This window comes from Methylosinus sp. Ce-a6, assembly GCF_009811655.1.
Taxonomy (GTDB): Bacteria; Pseudomonadota; Alphaproteobacteria; order Rhizobiales; family Beijerinckiaceae; genus Methylosinus.
Map to the genome: position 1 here is coordinate 48,708 of NZ_BGJX01000016.1, position 22,837 is coordinate 71,544.

The 22,837-nt window shown below is 64.4% G+C and carries 22 protein-coding genes; 9 read left to right on the forward strand and 13 right to left on the reverse strand.

What is annotated here, in order from left to right:
- Positions 1-130 precede the first annotated feature (130 nt).
- A complete protein-coding gene (locus tag Mspo_RS11645; protein ID WP_159729931.1) occupies positions 131-793 on the forward strand; it encodes a response regulator transcription factor in 663 nt (220 codons plus the stop codon).
- A gap of 103 nt (positions 794-896) precedes the next feature.
- Positions 897-2,249, forward strand: a complete 1,353-nt coding sequence (locus Mspo_RS11650) for an ATP-binding protein (RefSeq protein ID WP_159729933.1) — start codon at positions 897-899, stop codon at positions 2,247-2,249.
- A gap of 7 nt (positions 2,250-2,256) precedes the next feature.
- Here the strand turns inward: Mspo_RS11650 and Mspo_RS11655 are convergent, their stop codons facing one another.
- From Mspo_RS11655 to Mspo_RS11680, 6 genes are all read right to left on the reverse strand, one after another.
- Positions 2,257-3,522: an Hsp70 family protein gene (locus tag Mspo_RS11655; protein WP_159729935.1), complete on the reverse strand. Its 1,266-nt coding sequence runs from the start codon at positions 3,520-3,522 to the stop codon at positions 2,257-2,259.
- A gap of 287 nt (positions 3,523-3,809) precedes the next feature.
- Positions 3,810-4,187 (reverse strand): 6-carboxytetrahydropterin synthase, encoded by a 378-nt coding sequence (locus Mspo_RS11660; RefSeq protein WP_159729937.1) that lies wholly within the window; start codon positions 4,185-4,187, stop codon positions 3,810-3,812.
- The gene (gene queE / locus Mspo_RS11665) at positions 4,184-4,816 is read right to left on the reverse strand and encodes a 7-carboxy-7-deazaguanine synthase (protein ID WP_159729939.1); all 633 of its coding nucleotides are present in this window, start codon (positions 4,814-4,816) and stop codon (positions 4,184-4,186) included. The genes Mspo_RS11660 and queE overlap by 4 nt, the downstream gene beginning before the upstream one ends.
- A 417-nt stretch (positions 4,817-5,233) precedes the next feature.
- The gene (locus Mspo_RS11670; RefSeq protein WP_159729941.1) at positions 5,234-5,725 is read right to left on the reverse strand and encodes a hypothetical protein; all 492 of its coding nucleotides are present in this window, start codon (positions 5,723-5,725) and stop codon (positions 5,234-5,236) included.
- Positions 5,726-5,733: 8 nt separating this feature from the next.
- Entirely contained in the window at positions 5,734-6,894 is a 1,161-nt protein-coding gene (locus tag Mspo_RS11675; protein ID WP_159729943.1) for a HigA family addiction module antitoxin, read from the reverse strand.
- Between the two features lie 18 nt (positions 6,895-6,912).
- Positions 6,913-7,203: a type II toxin-antitoxin system RelE/ParE family toxin gene (locus tag Mspo_RS11680; RefSeq protein ID WP_201281686.1), complete on the reverse strand. Its 291-nt coding sequence runs from the start codon at positions 7,201-7,203 to the stop codon at positions 6,913-6,915.
- Positions 7,204-7,316: 113 nt separating this feature from the next.
- On the opposite strand from Mspo_RS11680, the gene Mspo_RS11685 reads away from it, so the two are divergent.
- The 3 genes from Mspo_RS11685 (at position 7,317) to Mspo_RS11695 (ending at position 9,663) form a co-directional block, all read left to right on the forward strand.
- Entirely contained in the window at positions 7,317-8,210 is an 894-nt protein-coding gene (locus tag Mspo_RS11685; protein ID WP_159729947.1) for an IS1 family transposase, read from the forward strand.
- 261 nt (positions 8,211-8,471) lie between these two features.
- Positions 8,472-8,951 carry a Panacea domain-containing protein gene (locus Mspo_RS11690; RefSeq protein ID WP_159729949.1) on the forward strand — a complete coding sequence of 160 codons (480 nt, stop codon included), beginning with the start codon at positions 8,472-8,474 and terminating at the stop codon, positions 8,949-8,951.
- Positions 8,917-9,663, forward strand: coding sequence for a hypothetical protein (locus Mspo_RS11695; protein WP_159729951.1), 747 nt, complete (start codon positions 8,917-8,919; stop codon positions 9,661-9,663). The genes Mspo_RS11690 and Mspo_RS11695 overlap by 35 nt, the downstream gene beginning before the upstream one ends.
- Positions 9,664-9,736: 73 nt before the next feature.
- On the opposite strand, the gene Mspo_RS11700 is transcribed toward Mspo_RS11695, so the two are convergent.
- The 5 genes from Mspo_RS11700 to Mspo_RS11720 all read right to left on the reverse strand — a co-directional run bounded on the left by Mspo_RS11700 (position 9,737) and on the right by Mspo_RS11720 (position 15,354).
- A complete protein-coding gene (locus Mspo_RS11700; protein WP_159729953.1) occupies positions 9,737-10,102 on the reverse strand; it encodes a cytochrome c in 366 nt (121 codons plus the stop codon).
- Between the two features lie 163 nt (positions 10,103-10,265).
- Positions 10,266-11,186: a DUF6492 family protein gene (locus Mspo_RS11705; protein WP_159729955.1), complete on the reverse strand. Its 921-nt coding sequence runs from the start codon at positions 11,184-11,186 to the stop codon at positions 10,266-10,268.
- A 93-nt stretch (positions 11,187-11,279) separates the two neighbouring features.
- Positions 11,280-12,569: an O-antigen ligase gene (locus tag Mspo_RS11710; protein WP_159729957.1), complete on the reverse strand. Its 1,290-nt coding sequence runs from the start codon at positions 12,567-12,569 to the stop codon at positions 11,280-11,282.
- Positions 12,566-13,549, reverse strand: a complete 984-nt coding sequence (locus tag Mspo_RS11715) for a glycosyltransferase family 2 protein (RefSeq protein WP_159729959.1) — start codon at positions 13,547-13,549, stop codon at positions 12,566-12,568. Before Mspo_RS11715 ends, Mspo_RS11710 begins: the two co-directional genes overlap by 4 nt.
- Positions 13,546-15,354 (reverse strand): alpha/beta fold hydrolase, encoded by a 1,809-nt coding sequence (locus Mspo_RS11720; protein ID WP_159729961.1) that lies wholly within the window; start codon positions 15,352-15,354, stop codon positions 13,546-13,548. Before Mspo_RS11720 ends, Mspo_RS11715 begins: the two co-directional genes overlap by 4 nt.
- 304 nt (positions 15,355-15,658) lie before the next feature.
- Between Mspo_RS11720 and Mspo_RS11725 the strand changes: the two genes are divergently transcribed.
- Positions 15,659-16,774, forward strand: coding sequence for a glycosyltransferase family 4 protein (locus tag Mspo_RS11725; RefSeq protein WP_159729962.1), 1,116 nt, complete (start codon positions 15,659-15,661; stop codon positions 16,772-16,774).
- Positions 16,775-16,835: 61 nt separating this feature from the next.
- Positions 16,836-18,272 (forward strand): oligosaccharide flippase family protein, encoded by a 1,437-nt coding sequence (locus tag Mspo_RS11730; protein WP_159729964.1) that lies wholly within the window; start codon positions 16,836-16,838, stop codon positions 18,270-18,272.
- A 2-nt stretch (positions 18,273-18,274) separates the two neighbouring features.
- Here the strand turns inward: Mspo_RS11730 and Mspo_RS11735 are convergent, their stop codons facing one another.
- Positions 18,275-20,479 (reverse strand): TonB-dependent receptor, encoded by a 2,205-nt coding sequence (locus Mspo_RS11735; RefSeq protein ID WP_159729966.1) that lies wholly within the window; start codon positions 20,477-20,479, stop codon positions 18,275-18,277.
- A gap of 315 nt (positions 20,480-20,794) precedes the next feature.
- Here Mspo_RS11735 and ykgO point away from each other — a divergent pair, with 315 nt between their 5' ends.
- Positions 20,795-20,920, forward strand: a complete 126-nt coding sequence (ykgO, locus tag Mspo_RS11740) for a type B 50S ribosomal protein L36 (RefSeq protein ID WP_159729968.1) — start codon at positions 20,795-20,797, stop codon at positions 20,918-20,920.
- 58 nt (positions 20,921-20,978) lie between these two features.
- Here the strand turns inward: ykgO and Mspo_RS11745 are convergent, their stop codons facing one another.
- Complete coding sequence (locus tag Mspo_RS11745) at positions 20,979-21,911, reverse strand: histone deacetylase family protein (RefSeq protein WP_159729970.1); 933 nt, start codon at positions 21,909-21,911, stop codon at positions 20,979-20,981.
- A gap of 221 nt (positions 21,912-22,132) precedes the next feature.
- Here Mspo_RS11745 and Mspo_RS11750 point away from each other — a divergent pair, with 221 nt between their 5' ends.
- The gene (locus Mspo_RS11750; RefSeq protein ID WP_159729972.1) at positions 22,133-22,744 is read left to right on the forward strand and encodes a L,D-transpeptidase; all 612 of its coding nucleotides are present in this window, start codon (positions 22,133-22,135) and stop codon (positions 22,742-22,744) included.
- Positions 22,745-22,837: the final 93 nt, after the last annotated feature.

Below are 22,837 nucleotides of genomic sequence, written 5' to 3' on the forward strand. Positions count from 1 at the left end.
CGCCTGGGACCGGTCTTTGCGTCGGGGCGCAATTTCGCTTATCGAAGCTGACGAAAAGCTGACGAGCTCGAACTCGACGCTGACGCGACGACCACAGTTCGGGCGGAGCATAGCACTGCGGCCCCGTCCCATGCGAATTTTGCTGGTGGAAGACGACGAGCGCATTTCCCGCGACGTGGCGAAGGCGCTGCGCATGGCGGGCTATGTCGTCGACACGGTCGCCAATGGCGAAGAGGCTTGGTTTCTGGGCGACACAGAGAATTTCGCCGCCGTCATTCTCGACCTCGGCCTGCCGGGGCTGGACGGGCTCGCGGTGCTGGAGCGCTGGCGCGAGCAGGGCCGCCGCACGCCCGTCCTGGCCTTGAGCGCGCGCGGCTCCTGGAGCGAGCGCGTCGCCGGCATAGACGCGGGCGCCGATGATTATCTGCCCAAGCCCTTCCGGCTCGAGGAGCTGCTCGCGCGGCTGCGCTCCATCATCCGCCGCTCGGCCGGCCACGCCTCCTCGGTGACGCGCAATGGCGCGCTCTCGCTCGACGAGCGCAGCATGACGATCAAGATCGACGACGCCCCGGTCGAGCTCACGGCGATCGAATATCGGGTGGTCGCCTATCTTCTGCATCGCCGCGGGCTGGTGGTCCCGCAATCCGAGCTCGCGGAACATGTCTATGGCCACGACCAGCAGAGCTCCAACGCCGTCGAAACGCTCATCGGCCGCGTGCGCAAGAAGCTCGGCGCGGAGGTTATCGAGACGCGGCGCGGCTTCGGCTATCTGATCCCAGAACTCGACGCATGAGAACGCGTTCGAGCCATTGCTTTGCGCGGCGCCGTCCGCCCCTTCTCCCCGCGAGCGGGGAGAAGACCCTCTCCCCGCTTCGCAAAGAGAGGGAAGTCCGCCCATGAGGACGCACTCGCTGCGCTTGCGGCTGTTCCTCTTCGGAGCGGCCGCCATCGCCGCCGCGCTCGCGCTCGCCGGTTTCGTGCTGGTGCTCTTGTTCGAGCATCATGTCGAACGCACGATGGACGACGACATAGAGACCTATGTCCGCCAGCTCGTCTCCGATCTCGCCCTCGACAGCGACGGACGCCTGCGCGTCATCACGGCGACGCCGGACCCGCGTTTCGCGCGGTTTCGCTCCGGCTTCTATTGGCAGGTGGCGAGCGACGACGGCCGCGACGTCGAGCGTTCCGCCTCGCTCGGCGAGGAGGCGCTGGCGTTTCCGGCCGGTTGCGCGGGCAGCGAGCGGATTTTCTATCGTCGCCTCCGCGGCCCATGGGACAATGCGCTGCTCGGCGGGCAGCGCTGCATCACGCTCGGCGGGGCGGCGCCTTCGCGCATCCGCGTGCTGGCGGCGCTCGACCTTTCCGGCGTCGCCCGCGCTCGCGACGCTTTTGCCGCGGAGCTGGTCGCGGCTCTCTTTCTCATCGCGGTCGGGCTCGCCTTCGCCACCTGGATTCAGGTGGGGCTCGGCCTCGCGCCGCTCGCGAGGCTCGGCGCGGCGGTGGGCGAGATCGCCAAGGGCCGCCGCCGCCGGCTCGATTCGCCGGCCCCGCCGGAGGTGCGGCCGCTCATCGACGAGGTGAATGGCTTGCTCGACGAGCGCGACAAGGAGATCGAGCGCGCGCGCAACCGCGCCGCCGATCTCGCCCATGGCTTGAAGACGCCGCTCACCGCGCTCGCCGCCGATGCGCGCCTCTTGCGCGAGAAAGGCGAAACGGAGATCGCGCTCTCGCTCGACCGCATCGGCGACGCCATGCATCGCCATGTGACGCGCGAGCTGGCGCGGGCGAGGAGCCGCGGCCTCGCGCGAGGCGGCGAGCCGACTCCGGTGGCGGAAGTGGTGGACGCGCTGGCGCGCACGCTCGCCTCGGCCGGGACGGAGGCCGCCTTCGAGATGCGCATCGCGCCCGACGTCCGCGTCGCCGTCGATCGCGTCGATCTGATGGAGATACTCGGCAATCTCATGGAGAACGCCGCGCGCCACGCGAGAGCGCGCATCCGCGTCATTGCCGCGGCGGGGCGTTTCATCGTCGAGGACGACGGGCCGGGGCTGCCGGAGGGGAGCGAGGCGCTCATCCGCCGCCGCGGCGGCCGGCTCGACGAGACCGGCGGCGCCGGCCTCGGCCTCGCCATCGTGCAGGACGTCCTCGACGCCTATGGCGCCGACATGCGCTTCTGCCGCTCCGAGCTCGGCGGGCTGCGCGTGGAGGTCGATCTTTCGGCCGCGGCGGCATTTCCCGCGACGGGCTGAGCGCCGCTCAGGCGCCGGGTCCGAATTTCAGCCCGGAATCGATCGTCAGCCCGACGCCGACGCTCGCGAATTTGTCGCCGCGCACGATATTCGCCTGCGGCGTATGGACGAGGCAGGCGCGCTCGATCGCCGGAATGAAAGTGCTGCCGCCGGTGAAGAACACCGTGTCGACGTCCGCCGCCGCGACGCCCGCCGCTTTCAGGCAGCGCGCGACGCAATCGGCGAGCTTGCGGCATTCGTTCTCGATCGTCTGCTCGAAGAGCGCGCGGGACGTCTCGACGAGCAGCGCCTCGTCGACATAGGCGAGGTCGATCATCGCGGTCGCGGCGTCGGAGAGGATGATCTTCGCTTCCTCCACATCGCCCGCCACGCGATGACCGGCGCGATCGTCGATCGTTTTGACGAAGCGATCGACCTTCTCCGGCTCGGCGGCGATGGCGCGCAGCTGCTTCAATTCCTCGAGGCTCTTATTGTTGTAGAGGAAGGCGATGCGATGCCATTGCGCGAGATCGTGGAAATAGCCATTGGGCAGATCGAGCTCGGGGCGCTTCCTCTGCCGCGTCTGATAGCCGAACAAGGGCATGACTTGCTTGAGGCTCAGGCGATAGTCGAGATCGGTTCCGCCGACATGGACGCCGGCGTTGGCGAGAATATCGTCCTTGCGGTCGATTTTACGCCGGTTCTTCGGCGAGACCTTCACGACGGAAAAGTCGGAGGTGCCGCCGCCTATGTCGGCGATGAGGGCGATCTCCTCCCGCTCGATGCGCCGCTCATAATCGAGCGCGGCGGCGATGGGCTCATATTGGAAGAGCACGTCCTTGAAGCCCTGCGCGCGGGCGGCCGCGGCGAGCTGGTCCTGCGCGGTCCGATCGGCGGCTTCGTCGTCGTCGACGAAGAAGACCGGGCGGCCGAGCACGGCGCTCTCGATGGGCGCGCCGGCGCTCTGCTCGGTCTTCTCCTTCAGATGGCGCAGAAAGCTGCCCAATATCGCCGTGAAGGCGACGCGCTTGCCGCCGGCGGCGGTGGTCTCATGGATCAGCGAGCCGCCCAATATGCTCTTGATGGCGCGAAACAGCCGGCCGTTCTCGCGGTCGATATAGAGAGAGATGGCGGCGCGGCCGAAGCCGAGCTTGCCGCCATAGGCGGGGTAGAAGATCGCGCTCGGCAGCGAGACGCTGTCGCCCTCGAGCGGAACGAGCCTCGGCTCGCCCTCGGCGATATAGCCGACGGAGGAGTTGGAGGTTCCGAAATCGATCCCGCAAGCGAGGCTCACGCGAATGTCTCCTTGGTGTCCATGTCGCGCGCTCGCAGAGCGAAAAACGCGCCGCCGCCCCGACGAGCGTCGGCCGGATGACGGAACGGATGGGGGTTCTGGGCTGCGGGACGCGGCCGCGGGGAGGGCGGGCCGTCCGAATCTCGGGCGAAACTGCAATTTTTCGCGCGATTTTGCAAATGCGCGGGGCGTCTCCAAAGCGAGACAGTCATTGCGAGCGGAGCGAAGCAATCCAGGGGCCGCCCCGCGGCTTCGCCGCGCTCGCGATGACGCTCCTCGAACGGGCCTCACTGCTTCTTCAGCACACAGCCTTCGTCGCAGGTGTCGCGGAAAACGCCGACCTCGTGGATCGCCGGCAGGGAGGGCTCGAGGTCGCGCCAGATATAGACGCAGAGATTTTCGAGCGTCGGCTTGCCCAGCCCTTCGAGATCGTTGAGGAAGGAATGGTCCAGCCGCTCGCGCAGCTCCTGCAGCCGCGCGCCGAGCCGGCCGAGGTCCATGACCCATTCCTCGCCCGCCGAGCGCGGCCCGCGCAACGTCACCCGCACGCGGAACGAGTGCCCGTGCAGATTGCGGTATTTGCCGCCGGTCGGGTGCTCCGGATCATAGAGGGCGTGCGCCGCCTCGAAGCAGAACTCCCGATAGACTTCGAACAGAACCGTCATTTCACCCCGATGGCCTTGTGCGTCTGATGCGAGAACCGCCAGCGCGGATGCGAGAGGCAATAGTCGATCGCCGCCCTCGTATTGCGCAAACTGTCCGGCCCGTCCATGGGCTGGAGCAGGAAATGGTCGAAGGCGAGGCCTTCGAACAGCTCCGGCTCGGCGCCCTTTTGCGGATAGACGAGCTTGAGCTCGTCGCCCGCCGTCTGGACGAGCGGCGCGCCAGCCTTGGGGCTGACGCAGATCCAGTCGACCTCGGGCGGGACGGGGAGCGTCCCATTGGTCTCGACCGCGATCTCGAAGCCTCGCGTATGGAGCGCGTCGAGCAGCGCGGCGTCGATTTGCAGCATGGGCTCGCCGCCGGTCAAGACGACGAAACGCCGCTCGCGCCCCTCTCCCCAAAGACGCGCCAGATGGGCGGCGAGAGCTCCGGCGTCCGCGAATTTGCCGCCATTCTCGCCGTCGACGCCGACGAAGTCCGTGTCGCAGAAGCGGCAGGCGGCGTCCGCCCGGTCGGCCTCGCGGCCGCTCCAGAGGTTGCAGCCAGAAAAGCGGCAGAAGACGGCGGCCCGCCCGGCCTGGCGACCCTCCCCTTGCAGCGTCTTGAAGGCTTCCTTGACCGCATAGGCCATGGTTCTGGTCCCGTGGAGCGAACCGGGCCTGATTAGGGCCTCGCGCGGCGGGGGTCCAGCGGGGCGGTGGCGCGTGACTTCGTGGTTTTACAATTTAGCGGCCGAGCTTGCCTGCTGGGTAGTGGGTCAGTTTGAAATTTAGGCGGGTTGACGGGCCTACCGAAAGAGGCCGGCGGATGTTAGATATCCTGACATGACAGGACAGAAACCCAAACGCCCACGCGATACTAACCAGCTCGCCAAGTTCGTCGTGGACTTGGCGACGGGTGAATGCTCTGTCAAAGCTGAAACGGCAAAGGTCGCTAGGGCCAAGAAAGCGGGAGAGGTAGGCGGACCTGCGAGGGCACGCGCACTAACTCCCGAACAACGGTCAGAAATCGCCCATGCAGCAGCGGCTGCTAGGTGGAAAAAAGGAAGCTAGGCCGCGTCATTATCTTCAGCCCCTTCTGAGCCAGCTGATGCTTCCATTTCCGCCACGTCTTCTGTTAAATCTAGGACGAGCTGTAGCTTCTTCTGGTCCGGGTTTGCTTCATTGTAGTGGTCAACAACCATTTTCAATTGGAAGGCATCGTTGACCATTCCGCGCCTGCTCTGCGCAACGGATTTTTCCATAAACCCGAACGACGCATTCTTGTCGACGTCGGCCCACAGATTCAACTGGACGCCGCCGATGCTTGTCCGAACGGAGCGCTTGGCGCGATACCAGCGTTTGCCGTCAAACCGCTTCTCTTGCCTCAGACTTTCCGCCAAGGCTTCCTTAAATATCTTTCGAATGTCGCGAGGGGCGGGTCGATATAGGCCCTGCGCAAGCGCCCAGTCCACAACATTATCTAAACTTGTCGGCTCCGGATCGACCTCCTCGATATAACGATCGAGGATGTTCGTCATCTGACCGTGGAAATTCGACATTGCGAGCCTCACAAATCTGCGTGGGCGATGGTTCCCCAACCGTCAGTTACAGCCTTGGCCGTGATGAACTTTCGTATTGGGATTTGGTATTTCCTGAGAAAAGCAAACGCGGTCCTCGGGTTTGATGCTTTGCGCCGATGTTGGATTTGCCCGACGACAATGGCGGGATGAACTTCCATTCTAGCAGCGAAACCAATCACATCCCGTTCAGAGATAAACGGCTCTTTTCTCGCGAAAAAATCGTCCATCTTGGGCGTCGGGATGGCGAATCCGGCTGCCGCGGCGTTTGCAATGTCCTCTTCACTCTTTACGTTTGTTGCATTGTTTGCTTCTGCATCTTCAAGATTGTCCAGTATTGCGCGCGCTTTTCCGTGCCCACATAGCACATGCTCAATTTCGTGTCGGATGACAAACCAGAAATTATCGAGCCGATCATGCAGGGTTGAAATTCCGATCACGGGAGAGGCGTCGTCTATCCAAGTACAAACCCCATCGACCTTCATTCCCGGCAGCCATTCGACAACGACAAAGCGAACGCCAGTGCTGGCGAGGATTTCCGGGACATCGCAAATTGCCTCTGGGTCGGTAATAAGCCGACGTAGGCGAATAACTGCGTCCCGCAACTTCTCCTCGTTATAGTCAGCAACATCGATACGCTTTGCGAGCTGTCTCACCCGGAAAAGCCAAGCGATATCGGCAGCCGCGTCGTCATCGTAATGAGTGCGCTTGGCGGCAAAAGCGGGGACAGACTCGTCATTCCCAAATTTTGGCACATCGCTTAGGCTGCGCGCCTCAAAGAATCGCCGAACCTGAAGCTCCAAGAGGGTCGGGTCGCTTTCTTCCAGCCACCCGCGTCTTATCATTTCGCGGATCGGATACACGGCCTGCAACGTTGCACGCGTCTTGACGGCGGGGTCCGGCTCTTTCGCACGAGATAGGTCGAACTGCTTCTGTAGATTCGCAAAAAACTCTGCGGGAACGTCGAAAGCATCTCCGAGCGCGCGTGCCATATCAGGGGTAATGCGCGTCCTTCCAGAAAGAATCGCATTAAGTTGTGGTTCAGCCATACCAAGGACGTACGCGAGATCGCGCTGCGACCACCCGCGAGCCTCTAGCTCTTCCTTGATGTGTTCCCCTGGGGGGTCCACGAAAATCCTAATTTCGTCCATGGCCTCTCTCGCCTGATTTTAGTGGTAATCTTCAATCGACATGACAGTCACCTTGTTTGGTGAGCACTCGTCATCGAGGCGAAAAACAAGCCTCCACTGAATGTTGAGTCGGATAGATCGTTGATCGCCTCGACCACCTTTCAGCTTCTCGTAATGAAGACTTTTCCAGTTCCTCAGGGTGCGCTCATCCGGCGCTGCTCTAATTTCGTTCAGTTTGCGGCGCGCAGATTGAATGACCGCAACTGGCAACCTGGTCTCGGCTGCTCGCGTCGTTTCGATCAAAGCCAATTGGCTATCTTCAAATTCCACGTCCATCCTCGCGAATTACACCATCTGAATATAGGCGTCAACGCTGATTTATACAAGCGGTTAAACTGACCAATATGCTTGACTTACGAAAAAATTAGTGAGATACAAGACCTATGAACAAGCTGACAGCCGAAGACCGCGCTCGCATCCTCCACCTTCTTTGCGAAGGCCAGTCGATCCGCGCAATTACGCGCCTCACCGGCGCGAGCAAAAACACGGTCACTAAGCTGTTGATAGATGCGGGGAAGGCTTGCCACGCCTACCACGATGCCAACGTGCGCAACGTGAAGGCCAAGCGCATTCAGGTCGACGAGATTTGGAGCTTCACCTACGCGAAGCAGAAGAATGTCGCGACGGCCAAGGCGGCCCCGGCCGATGCTGGCGACACATGGACGTGGACGGCGATCGAAGCTGATACGAAGCTGATCGTCTCCTACTTCGTCGGCGGGCGCGATGGTGAGTGCGCCATGTGGTTCATGGACGATCTGGCCTCGCGCCTCGCGAGCCGCGTCCAGCTTACGTCAGACGGTCACAAGGCGTATTTGGAAGCGGTTGAGGGCGCGTTCGGCTGCGATGTCGACTATGCGATGCTGGTCAAGATTTACGGCTCGGCACCCGAGAGCGCCAAAGGCCGCTACAGCCCCGCCGAATGCACTGGCGCTCGCAAAGAGAAGATCGAAGGCAAGCCCGATCCGGCGCACGTCAGCACGTCCTACGTCGAGCGGAACAACCTTACGATGCGGATGCATATGCGCCGCTTCACGCGTCTGACGAACGCCTTTTCGAAGAAGGTCGAAAACCACGCCTACGCCGTAGCGCTCCATATGATGTATTACAACTTCGTCCGCACTCATTCGAAACTGCGGATGTCGCCGGCGATGGCGGCGGGCGTCTCCGATCGGCTTTGGGAGGTCGCGGATATCGTGGCGCTGGTCGAGGCCGAAGAGGCGAAGGTCGTAACGAAGCGCGGTCCTTACAAAAAATCGGCCGACGAAATTTCAAACTGACCCACTACCGCCTGCTGGGGGAACTTGACGCAGATTGATATGGCAAACAATTATTTTGTTTAGGTGTTGACAGCGCCTACTAGCGTATGCGCTGTAACGCTGAATTAGCGATTTGTCAACTTGACGTGTATATCGCATTATGCATGTCAGCTCACGAGTGGCTTCGAAAAACCGAAATCTGACAGGCTGACGTACACCACGCGGACACTTTGCAAGGAGGAGCGCTCCGCATCGCCAAGAAAGCGGTTGTTGGAGGGGATGATGGCCACGATCTTTGATGTATGTGACTACATTATCCTAATGCTCGACGAGGCACGGACCCCGCTGAACTCGTTGAAGCTGCATAAGCTCATGTACTACTGCCAAGCTTGGAGTTTGGCTTTCGGCCGAGGGCGGCTGTTCAATGAGGGTTTTCAGGCTTGGGTTCACGGTCCGGTGGTGCGTCCTGTTTATGACAGGTTTATCTCTAAGAGCCTATATTCCCCCGTCACTAGGGATGACATTCGACAGGGGTTCGACCCGATGTGTATCGAAAGCTCTGACAGGGCTTTGATTGATGCAGTGTTGGAGAAATACGCGCCCCTTACCGGAGACCAGCTTGAAGAGATGACGCACCAAGAAGACCCTTGGAAGCTGGCCCGGATGGGACTGGCACCAACCGCTCGGTCGGAGCGTGTCATCAGCGACGAATCTATGCAGAAATATTATGGCGCAAGATTATCGCAAGCTGTCTCTGGGTAGAATCCCAAGCCCGTCAAAGCAGCCAGCAATAGGTAATGTCCCTCCGCCCAAGCGGTGGGTGTTCTCATTGCAGTATTGGAGGCAGATAGACTATTTTGGAGTAGGCAATTGCGAGCGATCTTGGTTTGTTTCTATGCTGCAGCGATTGTCAGATATTTCGAAAATTAATTTATCCGATTTTTTTGACGATTACAGGCAGCAAGATTGGTTTCGCTATCATCCTATAGATTGGGCGGCACACAAAATTCCTATCAAAATTGAAGACCTGGACTGGCTCGGCGAGCAGCGTCACGCCGAAGATTTTGAGATGGTCCAATTCCAGATTTCCAAAGGGACAGGAAGAATTATAGGGTTCTTTGATCCGCAGCGAATCTTTAATATAGTTCTATTTGATCCGTCCCACAATCTTCAGCCTTCGAAAACGTTTGATTACCGTGTGCAAGCTACTCACATCGCAGAATGCCAACTCTCAAAAACGATAGTCCGGATTCAAAATGCTATCGTAGCAAACGAGTATGTCAATAAAGATATAAAGGCGCAAATACTTCGAGATATTCAGGAGCAGTATTCAGATATTACGGGTGGGTGTATCATGATTGACGTGTCAGATCAGTGCCTAGACAAGATTTTTGCCCTTGTCTCGTCCGGCGTGCTGATCAGAATGGGCGATGTGATCGAGCTTGCGATCGATGACTTAATGAAACGGGCATAACGAAGGAACTCAAAGACACGGCGACGACATTTCAAAACCGATACGCTACGCGCTTGTCGGAGGTGACGCCTTTTCACCCGTTCTTCGGCCTCTCATAGCGGTCTATGCCCTGCTCGGGCTCGCGCGGGCGCGGGTCGAGGCTGCGGATATAGGCGACGATATCGTCGATCTCGCGCCGCGACAGATGCATGTCCGGCATTTTCGGATGCGGATCGACGAGGAAATTGGCCAGCGCCTTGGCGTCCGTGCGGCGCTGCGCGACGTCGGCGAAAGAGGGCGCGTCCGCCAGGGCGGATGTCTGGGCGCTCGTCACCACATGGCAGGCCGCGCACCAGCGCTCGGCGATCCGCTTGCCATGGGCGGCGTCGCCGGCGGCGGCCGGAGCGCAGAGGGCCGCGAGCAGGGTCAGCGACAAAGTGAGGCGGCGCGGAAGATTCATGCGAGGCTCCTCGTCGGCTTTTTCAGCGAAGGCGGCCGCGCGATGCGCCCGATTCGCAGGAGAGACATGAGACCACAAATCCGTCCCGCCGAGAATCGCGGGCCGCGCCGCTGCGCCGCGACGAGACAGCGCAGGCGGCGGCCCGCGATCGACCAGAAGCGTATCAGGCGGCGGCGCTGTCGGTGAGCCGCGGCGCGAAGGGCGTCGAGGCGGCGGCGAGGCCCGTCGCTTCGCGTATCGCCTGCACGGGCGTGCGCGAGAAGGATTCGACGCAGAGCGCGATCTTGGACGTCGAGGCGCCGTCGAGCAGGCTGGCGAGGCCGGCGCGATCGAGCGGCGCCTCGTCCCAATAGGCGACGGCGAGGCTCTGCGGGACGATCTCATGCGCCGCCATGAGGCGCGGCGTATGGCGCACGAATTGGCCGTAGAGCAGATATTCCGAAAAGGCGCGCGTGCGGCACAGCGCCAGGAACCAGTCGACGCCGGTCGCATCCTCGATCGCGCGCGTCATGGCGCGCACGGCGTCCTTGTCCCAGACGATGAGATTGCCGATGTAGTCGTCGGCCGGGAAGGCGCTCGGCGGCAGGCCCAGCAGGCGGTCGCCGCTGGCGATCCATTTGGCGTGCAGCGGCGCGTCCGCGCCGATCGCCCCGCGCGCGACATAGAGCGGCGAGCGCGCGCCGCCGGCATAGGCGCCGATGTCGAAGCCGCGGATGATCACATTGTCTGAATCGACGATGCAGAATCGCTGCTCCGGCAATTGCAGCACGGCGGCGATTTTCAGCATCTGCTGAATGTGCCAGCCATGCACCGGCCGCGACCGGAACGACCACCACACGCGCCGTCCGTTGCGCAGCAGGAAGCGCGGCGCCGGCCGCAGCCAACGCGGCAGGAAGCGCGAGCAGGGCAGGATGACGCGGCGCGGGCCGGCATATTGCGCGAACAGCTCCATATCGTCGTCATTGACGATGACGTAATGCCGCTCATAGCCGGTGAGGCGGCGATCGACGCTCTCGCAGAGCAGCGCGAAGCGCTCGCGATCGGCGCGATGCGTGGGGGTGATGAGCGCGATCGGACGTTCCATGGGCGTTCCCCGATGAGGTTGAAGCCGGCCGCCGCCGTGCCAGATTGGGACATTTCCCGGTTTGCTTCCTACAGGTCGCAAAGCCGGGGCCGGTCAGGCGCGAATCCGGAACTCGGCGAGAAAGCGAATGCCGAAAATGGCGAAGAGCAGCGCGACCCAGCTCGGATTGGCGCGATCGAACAGAAAGCTCTCGAGCGAGTTGAGATAGAGGCTGAACATCCAAATCTGCAGGAAAAGCAATGCGACCGCCGGCTCGTCGCCGCGCGCGCAGACGCGCCGCACATCGCGCGCCGGCTGCACGATCAGCGCCGCGACGGCGATGGCGAGGCCCGGCAGGCCCATCGCCAGCACCGTGTCGAGATAGCCGTTATGCGCATGGGCGGCGCTGCCGGCCCAGATCGTCGTGTCCTCGCCGCCGAAGCGCAGCGCCGCCGTGTTCCAGAATGCGCCGAGGCCGTGACCGAAGATCGGCGTTTCGCCGGCCTTTGGAATCGCGAAGGTCCAGATGTCGGTGCGGCCGGTGAAGGACGTGTCGAGCGGCAGAGCGGCGGAGATCGCCGCGATCTGCGGAAACAGAATCGAGCCGAGGCCGAAGAAGTTCAGCAGCGCCAGCGGCGAGAAGACGATGATCGACCACAAGACGATGTTGCGCGTGCGCGCGGCGACAAACGAGAGAATGATCGTCGCAAGGCAGATCGCCGTCGAGCTCTTGCCGCCCGAGCACAGCACGAAGACGAGCGATAGGACGAAGATCGCCCATCCCTCGATCGTGCGCCCGGCGCGCAGCACGAAAATGCCGATGAAGGTCAAGACGGAGAAGATCGCGCTGGCGATATTCTTATGGCCGAATATGCCGCGCCAGTCGCCGGCGAGCTGCGGCTCGCCGATGTCGGTCGCCTGATGAATCGTGTAATGCGGCGCGAAGACGAGGCCGAGATAGGAGAGCAGGACGATGAGGAGCGCGACGACGCTCAACAGTCGCGCGAGATCGTCGCGGCCGCGCGGCAGCAGGAAGAGCGACAGGCTGCAGGTCGAAACGAAGCCGAAGATCAACACGCGTTTCAGCGAGTTGGAAAATTCCTGCGAGGTGAGGAGGGTGACGCCGATCCACCCTAAGAGCATGAGATTGATGGGCGTCGCGATAGCGGCGAGCGCCTGCCGGTCGCTCCGCCAGACATGGAAGGCCGAGGCCGCCGCCATGAGCGCGAAAGCGGCGTAGATCTGAACGTCGCGTCCTTCGGCGAGCTCGAGCAGATCTGTCGAGCCGAGATCGGCGAATGGCGAGAAGGAGACCCAGGCGACGAGGAGAATGGCGCAGAACAAAATCCCGCGTCCGTCGAGCTCCGTCCGATCGCCCGAATTCGTCTCGGCGGCGTCGCTCATGAGGAATAGCGATAGGGTTGCGGCATCAGCCCGACGGAGGCGAGCAGCCGTCCGACGGCTATGCCGATCGGATGGGTGGCGGCGAGCGGATGCTTGGACTCGCGCAACATGCGCCAGGCGCGCTGCAGCGAGATCGGCCCCAGCGCGATATTCTTGGCGAGGAGCAGGAGGCGCTCCCACAGGCTGCGCGCGGCCAGCCGGTCGATGCTGTAATTGATCGCGCCGGTGGCGAGGCTGCGGCGAAGCACCCAGCCGAGCGCGAGCCGGCCCGGCGTCACCTGCTCGTAGATCTGCGCCTCCTGGCGCCAGTAGAAGGTGAAGCCGGCGCGACGGCAGCGCGTGAAGAATTCCGTGTCGCCGCCGCCGAGAAAATTGAATCTCGGGTCGAGCGAGGGCTGCGCGAGCCCCTCGAAGACGCGGCGCGACAGCAGGCAATTGCCGGTGCCGTAGATGATCGACACGGGTCCTGTCTCGCCGAAGGCGGGCCAGAACACCGGATGGTCGCGATAGGCGGCGCAGGCCTGCTCCGGGAAGATCGGCGTCACCGGCCCGCCGACGATATCGGCGCCCTGCGCGCGCGCGCAGGCGACCATTTCGTCGAGCCATTGCGGCTCGGCGCGCTCGTCGTCGTCGATCATCAGAAAGAAATCGGCCGAGGGGTAACGCTCGCGCGCGACGCGAAAGGCCGCGTTGATCGCATGGACATTGCCCTGACGCGGCTCCACCGTCGCCAGGCCGGAGAGGCGGCCGGCGTCGAAGAAGGATCGCGCCACGTCGAGGCCGACCGGCGCGGCGGCGTCATTGTCGACGACGACGACGGCGAAGGCGACCTTGGTCGCCTGCGCCTCGATCGAGGCCAGCGTCGTCGCGAGCATCTCGGGGCGACGGAAGGTCGGAATGCAGACGACTGCTTCGACGCGAGACGCGTCGACGGCGGGCGTCGCGGCGGGTTCGGGGAGAGGTCGCGAAGGTTTCGTCATTCCATGTTCGCCATCAAGCTGAAGGCGCCGAGCGCCGCCATGGTCGAAGCCCCGACGAGCGATCGCGGGTCATCCGGTTTGGAGCCCGCGCCGCTGTCGGTCGCTCGGAGAAAAAAACTCATCTTCTCCAGCAGCGCCTCGCGCGAGAGCGCCGAGGAGAGCGCGTGATCGGCGCCTTCGATGACATCGATCTCGATATTGGGCAGCTTCCTCAAGAAACGGGCGTCTGGCCCGAAGCAGATGTCGAGAACCTCTCGGCCGGCGTCATGATCGCCGTGCAGCATGAGGATGCGAACGCCGCGCGCCGCCAGCCTCGAGAAATTGGTCCTCGCCTCGCGCGCGTCGCCATGCGCGAAGCCGAGGCTTCGAGCGAGCGCGCCGGCGAAAGCCGAGGCCTTGCGGCGAAGAAGCGCCGAGCCGATGTCGAAGAGCTTGCCGAAAGAGACTTCGCCATTGACGACGCGGCGCCATGCGCGGGCGCTCATCGCCTTGGCGACATAAGTATGCGTCGCCGCAAAGCCCATTTCGAGCAGCTTCTCCCGATCCTCGCCGTCGACGCGGCGGAAGATCTGGAGATTGCCGAGCGCCAGAGACTTCACGCGCGCATCGGCGAGCGCCGCATAGAGCGCGAGCGCCGCGCCGCTGCAGACGCCGAAGACGGTCACATCGGCGAGGCCGCGCGTCTCGAGGAAATCCAGCGCCGCCGAGACGTCCGCGGCGCGCTCCGACTGGTAGAGCGCGGCGCGCGGGCCGCCCATGACGACGGCGGAATCGCCGACGCCGAGCGTGTCCATGCGCAGTGACGCGATTCCCTGACGCGCCAGGGAGCGGGCGAAATCGACAGTGGAGCGGCCGCAGCCGATATGGTGATTGGCGCCGGTGTCGAGCATCAGCACCGTCATCTTCGGCTCGCCGCGCGGAAGGCACAGCACGCCGGCGAGGCGCCGCTGCTCGCCGAACAGAACCGCGCGCTCGATGAAATGCTCCGTGGCGAGCGCGCCCTCGGGCGGCCGCGACGTCAGCGCGCGCCCGGCGCCCTCGCTGGCGAAAGCGACGACGGCGTCGAGATCGGCGAGCGGCGGAGGCGGCGGCGCGGGCGCCGGCGTCAGCGCGCGATAGTCGAGAAGCTCGCGCGTCTCGACGCTCGCGCCGAGCGATTCGAGCCTCTGCACGAAATCGGGCGGCGGCTTTGCCGCGGGATCGTGCAAAAGCAGCACGCGCTCGGCCGGCGCGGCGGGAAGGCGCGTCAGCTCGATGCGCTTGATGGCGGCGGCCATGGATCGCGTGATGGCGAATCCTTCGAGACGGATGTCGTCGCCGGTGGTCGCGGCGGCGCCGTTCGTCTCCGGCGTCGCGCCGCTCGCGGCGAGCACGCGCGCCATCACCTTGAGCTCGCGCAGATAGGCGGAGCCCTTCACCACCGGCGCGATCTGGACGAGACGCTCGACGCCGCCGACCTCGGCGGCGAGGGCCGCGCCGAGACGCAGGCCGACGAGCGTCACCTCGCGCACGCCGATCGCCTCGCGCATCCAGCGCACGGCCGTGCGGATCTGCTCGCGCCAGGCTTCGACGATATCGGCGTCGACGCTATCGGAATCGGCGGGATCGTCGAGCGAATCGCCCTCGCCGGGATAGTCGAAGCGCAGCGTCGGCAGGCCGGCGGCGGCGAGGCGATCGGCGAGGACACGCCAGGACTGATGCGCGCAGAGGCCTTCATAGCCGATCGAGGCGCACATCACGACGCCCCGGTCGCCGTCGGCGTGATGAAACCAGCCGAAGCTTCGATCGATCGAGACGGACGTCATCTTTTCCTTACTTTCGCCGACGGCGGACGCGGCGTCTCGAAACGCATCGCTCTGCAATGTCCGGTAGAGTTGAAGCTCGCTTCCCATGTCAGATACGGCTTTCTATTTCTTTTACGAGAGAGGCGTAATTTTGTGTCGCAATTCGAAGCAGAATTTCTGCTTGGCCACTCGACAAGAATGTTTCGTGCCAGCCCTCGCGACGCCGCGCGCTGGCATGAAATTCGAGCGAGTCTGGCCGAGAAAGGGCCTGTTGTTTCGTAATGGAACAGGCTGCGCCGACGAATTCGCCAGCAAAGGGAAAGCAATGAGCGAGACGAACTTCGGCATTGTGACGAGCGGAAGCGTCGGCTGGAAGACTGTGCGGAAGAGATGGGAAGAAGATCTCGCCGATCTGCGGCCGACGATTCATCATATCGAGGATCATGCGCGGGCTCTGGCGGGCGTGACCGAGCGTTACGGCGCAAAGAGCGTCGGCCATGCGGTCGCCGGACGGCTCGCCGCAAGCGCCGCGCTCGCGGCCGGCGCCAAGGTCGTGCTGCTCACGACGCTGCAGAATTCGCCGCTCCTTCCTCTGCGCGAGGACGTGACCTATCTCGTCTACGGCGATTGCACGACCTCGCAGCTCGCCGAGCTCTATGGCGGCAAGAAGGTCGGCCTTCCGGGCGCGCTCCTTTCGCGGCGCCTGCGTCGCCTCGCCGCGCATGGATGCACGTTCTTGTGCATGTCGAAATGGTATGCGGACGCGCTGCGCGACGAGTTCGGCGTCGCGGAGGATCGCGTCGTCGCGCTGCCTTTCTATGTCGATACCGACAAATGGCGCCCGCTCGCGTCGAAGCCGGCGACGGGACGGCCGCAGGCGCTGTTCGTCGGCGGCGATCTCGCGCGCAAAGGCGGGGATATCGTCTATGCGCTCGCGCGCGCGGAGCGCTTTCGCAATGTCGATTTCCACATCGTCTCGCCCGACGCGACGCCGGCGCCGGACAATGTGCATGCGTATCGGAACTTTTCGGCGGATTCGCCGGATCTCGCGCGCCTCGCCGCGCAATGCGACATATTCCTGCTGCCGACGCGCGCCGACACATCGTCGAATGCGGCGATGGAGGCGGCGGCCTGCGGGCTTCCGGCCATCATCACGCGCCGCGGCGGTACCGGCGAGATCGTGCTCGACGGCGTCACCGGCGCCGTTCTGCCGGAGCCGACGCTCGCGTCCTTCGCCGAGCGCCTCTCGGCCTATCTCGCCGATCCGGAGCTTCTGGCGCGTCACGGCCGCAATGCGCGAGAGCATGTCGAACGCAATTTCTCCCGCACGGCGCATATGAAGATCCTGCGCTCGGCGATCGACGACGCTTTCGCGATGCTGCGGCGTCGAAGCGGCGCGACGACCGATATCGACGGCGCGTCCGCTCATTTAATGGGGTGAATGGGCGCGTTTTCTCCTCGCGCCACGACGCCCTCTTCCTCGGCTGCTCGGAAAATCGCAGATGCTCGCGAAACAGACCGCGATCTATTTTATCGCCAATATTTTTTCCGCAGGCTTCGGCCTGCTGAACACGGTCGTGTTCACGCGCATCTTCGCGGTGGAGGCCTTCGGCGCCTATCTGCTCGGCCTCGCCTTCTCGACGCTGCTCGCCACCATAATGTCGAGCGCGCTCAAATTGTCGATCATGCGCGAGCAGGCGCGCGGCGACGGCACGGATGTGCGCGAGACGGCGCTCGCCACGCTGCTCGTCCTCTCGCCCGCGGCGCCGCTCGCCTATGGCGCCGCGCGCCTCGCTCATTTCGAGCCGGATGTGGCCGCGACCTCCGTGCTGCTGGCCTATGCGGTCATTCTCTTCGACACGAGCCAGGAGCTCTTGCGCGCCGAGCAGAAGGCCGCCTCGGTCATGCGCGGCACGATCTTGCGCGCCATCCTCGTCTCGGTTCTCGGCATCGCCTGCGCATCGATCGCCGCGACCGGCGCGATGCTGCTCGCCTCTTCGGCGCTCGCCTTTCTTTTGTCGGCCGTCGCTTTCTGGCGCATCGCCTGGGGCGCCGCGCGGCCGCGCTTCGATCGCGCGCGCATCGTCGCGACCATCGCGAATGGCCTGCCGCTCACTCTGTCGCTGACGCTGCTGGCGCTCGCCGGAATGGCCGACCGCTTTCTGCTCGCCGGACTCGTCGGCGTCGCGGCGGCGGGCGAGTTCGGCGCGAGCTTCGATCTCGTCCGCCAGGCGCTCATCATTCCGGCGATCAGCATCGCCTCGGCCTTCGTGCCGATGACGGTGCGCCTGCTCGCGACGCAGGGGCGGGAGGAGGCGCGCGCGCATCTCGGCAAATGTCTCGAGCTGCTGCTCGCGATCACTCTGCCCGCCTGCGTCGGCTTCGCTCTGGTCTCGCCGCAGATCGCCGATCTCGTGCTCGGCCCGCAGTTCCGCGAGACGGCGCGCTGGGCCATGCCGGTTCTGGCCATGGCGGTGGTGTTCCAAATTCTGACGCAGCAATATCTGCACACGAGCTTTCTCTTATCCAATCGCAACAGCTTCTATCTGGCGAACACGGGCTCGATCCTCCTCTTCAATCTCGTCGCCTCGACGTTGCTGATCCATCGCTTCGGCCTCGCCGGCGCGGTGTGGGGGCGGCTCGCGGCCGAGGTCTTCGGCTGCGCCCAAGCCTGTGCGCTGAGCCGTCTCGCTTTCGCCATGCCGCTGCCGCTCGGCCGGCTCGCGCGCGTCGGCGCGGCGACTGCGGCGATGGCGGCCGCGGTCTATTGTCTTTCCGCGCAGGCTGCGGCGCTGCCGCCGGCGCTGGCGCTGGCGCTGCTGGTCGCGACAGGCGTCGCCGTCTATGCGGTCATCGCTCTCATTTTCGATCTCGCCGAGATGCGCGAGCTCGTCGGCGCCCTCGCGCGGCGGCGCGCCGCGCGCGTCCCGGCCGAGTGACGTCAGAACACGAAATTGGCGAACAGCCGCACATTGGCGCCCGGCATCGGAACCTCGTCTTTCCGATATGAAACGCTGTTGCGTATGTCGGCGTTCAGCAGATTGTCGCCGACGATGCCGACGCTCACCTCGCGCGCCGGGAATTCGCCCTCGGGCGGCGCGATCTTATAGCTGATCTCGGCCTTCAGCAGATTATAGCCCTTGGTGCGCGTCTCGGCGATTGGCGCGATATCGTTCTGCGCGAAGGCGTGCAGCAGATTTACGCGCGTGAGCCAGTTGGAGTCGCGCCAGAGGAGGCCGCCGCCGAGGCGCACGGGGGGAATGCGCGGCGCATTGGTTCCATCCGCGAATGTCGCGCGCACGACGTCGAATTGAGTCTCGATTCCGAGCAGCCCGCCCGCGAGCGGCGCGGCGTCCCATTGGCTCTGGAGCTCGGCGCCGCGGAAGGTGGCGTCGCGCTGCGAATAGATCGCCTGATTGAGCGCGCCGCCGGCGCCGCCCGGCGAGCAGCTGTCGAAACCGTCGTCGCAGCTCTCTCCGGAGAGGCGGCGATAGATGAAACCGTCGAAATGCGTGTAGAAAAACGTCGCTTCGAAGCGCAGCGGCCCTTTGGCGCGGCGCAATCCGACCTCGACCGAGTCCGCGGCTTCGATTCCGAGCAGCGGATTGCCGATGTCGAAGGTTCCCGTCGCGTCATGGACGCCGTGGGAGAACAGCTCGGGGCCGCGCGGCGCGCGCTCGACATGCTGCGCCGTCACGCTCGCCACCGTGTCGAAAGGCGTATCCTGCAACAGGCCGACGGCGACGCTCTTGGGCGTGAAATGGCGGTCATATTGGAAGGAGACCGTCGGATCGAGAAAGAGATCGGGCGTTCGCCCCGTCGCCTCGACAGTCTCGATGCGGCCGGCGACCTGCAGGCGCAAGGATTCGGCGAGCTTGAATTCGTTGAACAGATAGAAGGCGATCGCGCGGGAGTCGATGGGATCGAAAAGACCCGCTTCGACGCCGGGCGCGGTGAGGCGCTGATGCGAGCCCTGCGCGCCGAGCGCGGTGGTGAGCGAGGCGAAGCGCAGATCGAAGGGCGCGAGCTGGACCTCGAGACGGCCCTCCTGCTCCTGATTGGCGAAGGTCTGCCGAATGCCGTCGACGCCGCCCTCGAAACCGACTTCGTGATGCTTGTAATCCGTCGCGCCGGCCCAGAGGCGAATGGCGTCGATGAAGGAGGCGGGCGGCCGATATTCGCCCTTGGCGGTCACTTTCGTCTGGCGCAATTGGATGCGCGTGCGGCTCTGCGTCGAATCCAATCCGGGGATGCGGTACGTGCTGTCGAATTGCGTGACCGCGGCGCCGAAGAAGCCGCGATCGAAGATGTAGGAGCCGCCGGCGGACCAGCCGCCGGAGCGCATGAAGGAATTGGGCTGGCGGCCGAAGACGAGCGGCGCCGGATCGGTCGGCGCGAGATAAGGGTAGGAGGGAATGGCGTAGTCGCTCGCGCGGCGGCCATGGACGTCCGCGTGCAGAGCGAAATTGCCCTCGCCGATATCGACGAGCGCCGCTTGCTGGAGGCCGGCGTCGACGGTGGAGACGGCGCTGCGCGTCTCCAGCCGCGTGCAGGGGCCGGGTAGCCGCTCGTCGCCGCGGCAGGGCAGGGCTTCGGGAATGCGGTTGTTGGAGGCGTCGACGACGCCGCCGATCGCCTGCGAGCCCCAGCGCAGAGTGGCCGGGCCGCGCACCACCTCCACGCGATCGGCGCCGAGCGGATCGAGCGGCGCGCCGTGATCCTCGCCGAGCTCGGACACGCCGGAGGAGCCGACGCCATTCTCCTGTATGCGCACGCGATGCGCGTCGAGGCCGCGCACGATCGGCCGGCTGGCCGCGCCCGGCGCGAAGCTCGAGCCGGTGACGCCGGGCTTGTCGAAGAGAAGATCGCCGAGCGTGGCGGCGCCGGAGCGGCGGATCGCATCGGAATCGACGACCGTCACAGTCGCGAATTGATCCGCGACTATGGGGAGAGCGCCGCGCGTCTGCGGCTCGGTCGATCGGGCCGTCGCCGGGGCGCGCCGCTGGATCGGCGTCGGCGCGGCGATGTCTATGTCGGGCAGCGCCTCCTGCGCCAACGCAGGGCCGGGGCCGAGCGCGGCCAGGAGAATTCCGCCCGAAAAAAGAATTCCGCCCGAAAGCGCGATGCGGACAGAAGGATTTTCCATGAATCTCGCCCTCGATAGCAGATGTTATAACATAACATAGATAATGCGTCGGAAGCTCGGCCGCTGTCAACGCCGCGTGTCGCCGCGCGGGGCGAATGGGGGCGGGCGATCGGGCGAACGCCCGGAAAGGCGCTCGACCTTCCCCTCGAGAAGGAGATAGAAGCGCCCGCGCGCCGCACGCTTTTGCTCCGCACCCGAACGCTTGCCGAATGGAGGGGAGGGCTTGATCGCGGAGCTGAAATCGGGCATAGGCTGCGCCCACGAGGCGCTGGGCGTTCATCCCGGCCATATGACCTTTTGACCGGGGAACGACCGATGAAAGTCCGCAATTCGCTGAAGTCTCTGCGTTCGCGCCATCGCGCCAACCAGCTCGTGCGCCGCAAGGGCCGCGTCTATGTGATCAACAAGGAGCAGCGCAAGTTCAAGGCTCGCCAGGGCTGAGCTTGCGACCGCTGTCACGACCGACGCGCCGCCTCGGCTAGCGGCGCGTTTTATTTTGTCAGGCGCCCATCAGCGCCAGCACATGCGCCGCCGCCGAGCGGCCGAGCGCCGCGAGGTCATAGCCGCCCTCGAGCAGGGAGACGACCCGCCCGTCGGCGCTGCGCAGACTGGCGTCGATGATGCGCTTGGTCGCTTCGCTATAGTCGCGCTCCGAGAAGCGCAGCCCGCCCAGCGGATCGTCCTTATGGCCGTCGAAGCCGGCCGAGATCAGCACCAGATCCGGCGCGAAACTCTCGAGCCGCGGCAGGATGCGGCTCGTCAACGCCTCGAGGAAATCGTCGCCGGTCGCCCCGGCGAAGAGCGGGGCGTTGACGATCTGGTCGAACTCGCCCGTCTCGCTCGTCGCCCCGGTGCCCGGATAATAGGGCGCCTGATGAGTGGAGCAGAACAACACCTTCCGATCCGCCCAGAAGACTTCCTGCGTCCCATTGCCGTGATGGACGTCGAAATCGACGATGGCGACCCGCTCCGCGCCATGAGCGGCGACGGCGTGACGCGCGGCCACCGCGACATTGTTGAAGATGCAGAAGCCCATGGGCGTCGTCGGCCCGGCGTGATGGCCGGGCGGGCGCATACCGACGAAGGCCGTGTCCGCCGCCCGAATCATCACCTCGTCCACGGCCGCGACCGCGCCGCCGGCCGCGTGAAGCGCGGCCTCGAGCGAAAAGGGACACATCAGCGTGTCGGGGTCGAGCGCGACGAGCCCTTCGCGCGGCGCGGCCTTCTCGATCGCGCGCAAATGGCTCTCGGGATGAACGCGCAGCAGCGCCTCGCGCGAGACCGTAGGGGCGAAGACGCGGATGAGATTTTGGAAGCGCTCGCTCTCGAGCGCTCGCTCGATCGCGCGCAGCCGGTCGGGCTGTTCGGGATGGCCCGCGCCCATATTATGCGCGAGGCCGCTCTCATGGGTGACGAACAGGGTCCTCGTCATGGCCAGCCGCTCACAGCCCCTCGACAATCGGCGCCCTTGTAGCACGCCGGCGCGCGAGGAGGGCGCCGGAAAATTTCTCAAAAAAGCGACGAGAACCGAGCCGTCGCCGTTGCGCCGCGGACACAGCTCGAGAATTATTCGAGACCGATGTTTTCGCTCGTTAAGATTGTGGTAAGCAAAATCCTAAATAGCTGCTTCGGGCGTTGGGAAAGGGCGCGTTCATGGATTCGAGGCACGGTTTCGTCGCTGTGGCGTTGGCTCTGTCGCTGGCCGGGTGCAATGCCGCCGGGCCCCGGCTGCCCGATCCACAGCTCACCGGGCGCGACGCGCAGTTCATGGCCCTGGTGCCGACGGCGGACGTCGGCGTGGCCTATGAGCGTTATCGGGTCGACTTCAAGACCAACGAGCCGTCCGGCTCGATCATCGTCGATACGAAGAACAAATTCCTCTATTTCGTGGAGCCGAACGGCAAGGCGATCCGCTATGGCGTCGCCACCGGCCAGGAGGCCTATGGCTGGACCGGTCGCGCGGTGATCGGCGGCATGCAGGAATGGCCGCGCTGGATTCCGCCCAAGGACATGCTGGAGCGCTGGCCGCATCTGCAGCCGACCGCCGACGCCGGCGGCCTGCCCGGCGGGCCGGACAATCCGCTCGGCGCCCGCGCGCTCTACCTCTTCGAGAACGGCAAGGACACGCTCTATCGCATCCATGGCACCAATGAGCCGGAGAAGATCGGCCAGAGCGTGTCCTCCGGCTGCATCCGCATGCGCGACATAGATGCGATCGACCTCTACAATCGCGTCAAGCTCGGCGCGAATGTCGTGGTGCTGTAAGTAAGGGCTCTCTCCCTTTCGTCATTGCGAGCGCAGCGAAGCAATCCAGAGCCGTGGGGCGGCTCCTGGATCGCTTCGTCGCTACGCTCCTCG

Excerpts from the sequence above, each read along its gene's own strand:
- Mspo_RS11645 (WP_159729931.1), top strand. The coding sequence starts at position 131 with ATGCGAATTTTGCTGGTGGAAGACGACGAGCGCATTTCCCGCGACGTG.
- Mspo_RS11650 (WP_159729933.1), top strand. The coding sequence starts at position 897 with ATGAGGACGCACTCGCTGCGCTTGCGGCTGTTCCTCTTCGGAGCGGCC.
- Mspo_RS11660 (WP_159729937.1), bottom strand. The coding sequence starts at position 4,187 with ATGACGGTTCTGTTCGAAGTCTATCGGGAGTTCTGCTTCGAGGCGGCG.
- queE (WP_159729939.1), bottom strand. The coding sequence starts at position 4,816 with ATGGCCTATGCGGTCAAGGAAGCCTTCAAGACGCTGCAAGGGGAGGGT.
- Mspo_RS11670 (WP_159729941.1), bottom strand. The coding sequence starts at position 5,725 with ATGTCGAATTTCCACGGTCAGATGACGAACATCCTCGATCGTTATATC.
- Mspo_RS11675 (WP_159729943.1), bottom strand. The coding sequence starts at position 6,894 with ATGGACGAAATTAGGATTTTCGTGGACCCCCCAGGGGAACACATCAAG.
- Mspo_RS11685 (WP_159729947.1), top strand. The coding sequence starts at position 7,317 with ATGAACAAGCTGACAGCCGAAGACCGCGCTCGCATCCTCCACCTTCTT.
- Mspo_RS11690 (WP_159729949.1), top strand. The coding sequence starts at position 8,472 with ATGGCCACGATCTTTGATGTATGTGACTACATTATCCTAATGCTCGAC.
- Mspo_RS11695 (WP_159729951.1), top strand. The coding sequence starts at position 8,917 with ATGGCGCAAGATTATCGCAAGCTGTCTCTGGGTAGAATCCCAAGCCCG.
- Mspo_RS11700 (WP_159729953.1), bottom strand. The coding sequence starts at position 10,102 with ATGAATCTTCCGCGCCGCCTCACTTTGTCGCTGACCCTGCTCGCGGCC.
- Mspo_RS11705 (WP_159729955.1), bottom strand. The coding sequence starts at position 11,186 with ATGGAACGTCCGATCGCGCTCATCACCCCCACGCATCGCGCCGATCGC.
- Mspo_RS11710 (WP_159729957.1), bottom strand. The coding sequence starts at position 12,569 with ATGAGCGACGCCGCCGAGACGAATTCGGGCGATCGGACGGAGCTCGAC.
- Mspo_RS11715 (WP_159729959.1), bottom strand. The coding sequence starts at position 13,549 with ATGACGAAACCTTCGCGACCTCTCCCCGAACCCGCCGCGACGCCCGCC.
- Mspo_RS11720 (WP_159729961.1), bottom strand. The coding sequence starts at position 15,354 with ATGACGTCCGTCTCGATCGATCGAAGCTTCGGCTGGTTTCATCACGCC.
- Mspo_RS11725 (WP_159729962.1), top strand. The coding sequence starts at position 15,659 with ATGAGCGAGACGAACTTCGGCATTGTGACGAGCGGAAGCGTCGGCTGG.
- Mspo_RS11730 (WP_159729964.1), top strand. The coding sequence starts at position 16,836 with ATGCTCGCGAAACAGACCGCGATCTATTTTATCGCCAATATTTTTTCC.
- Mspo_RS11735 (WP_159729966.1), bottom strand. The coding sequence starts at position 20,479 with ATGGAAAATCCTTCTGTCCGCATCGCGCTTTCGGGCGGAATTCTTTTT.
- ykgO (WP_159729968.1), top strand. The coding sequence starts at position 20,795 with ATGAAAGTCCGCAATTCGCTGAAGTCTCTGCGTTCGCGCCATCGCGCC.
- Mspo_RS11745 (WP_159729970.1), bottom strand. The coding sequence starts at position 21,911 with ATGACGAGGACCCTGTTCGTCACCCATGAGAGCGGCCTCGCGCATAAT.
- Mspo_RS11750 (WP_159729972.1), top strand. The coding sequence starts at position 22,133 with ATGGATTCGAGGCACGGTTTCGTCGCTGTGGCGTTGGCTCTGTCGCTG.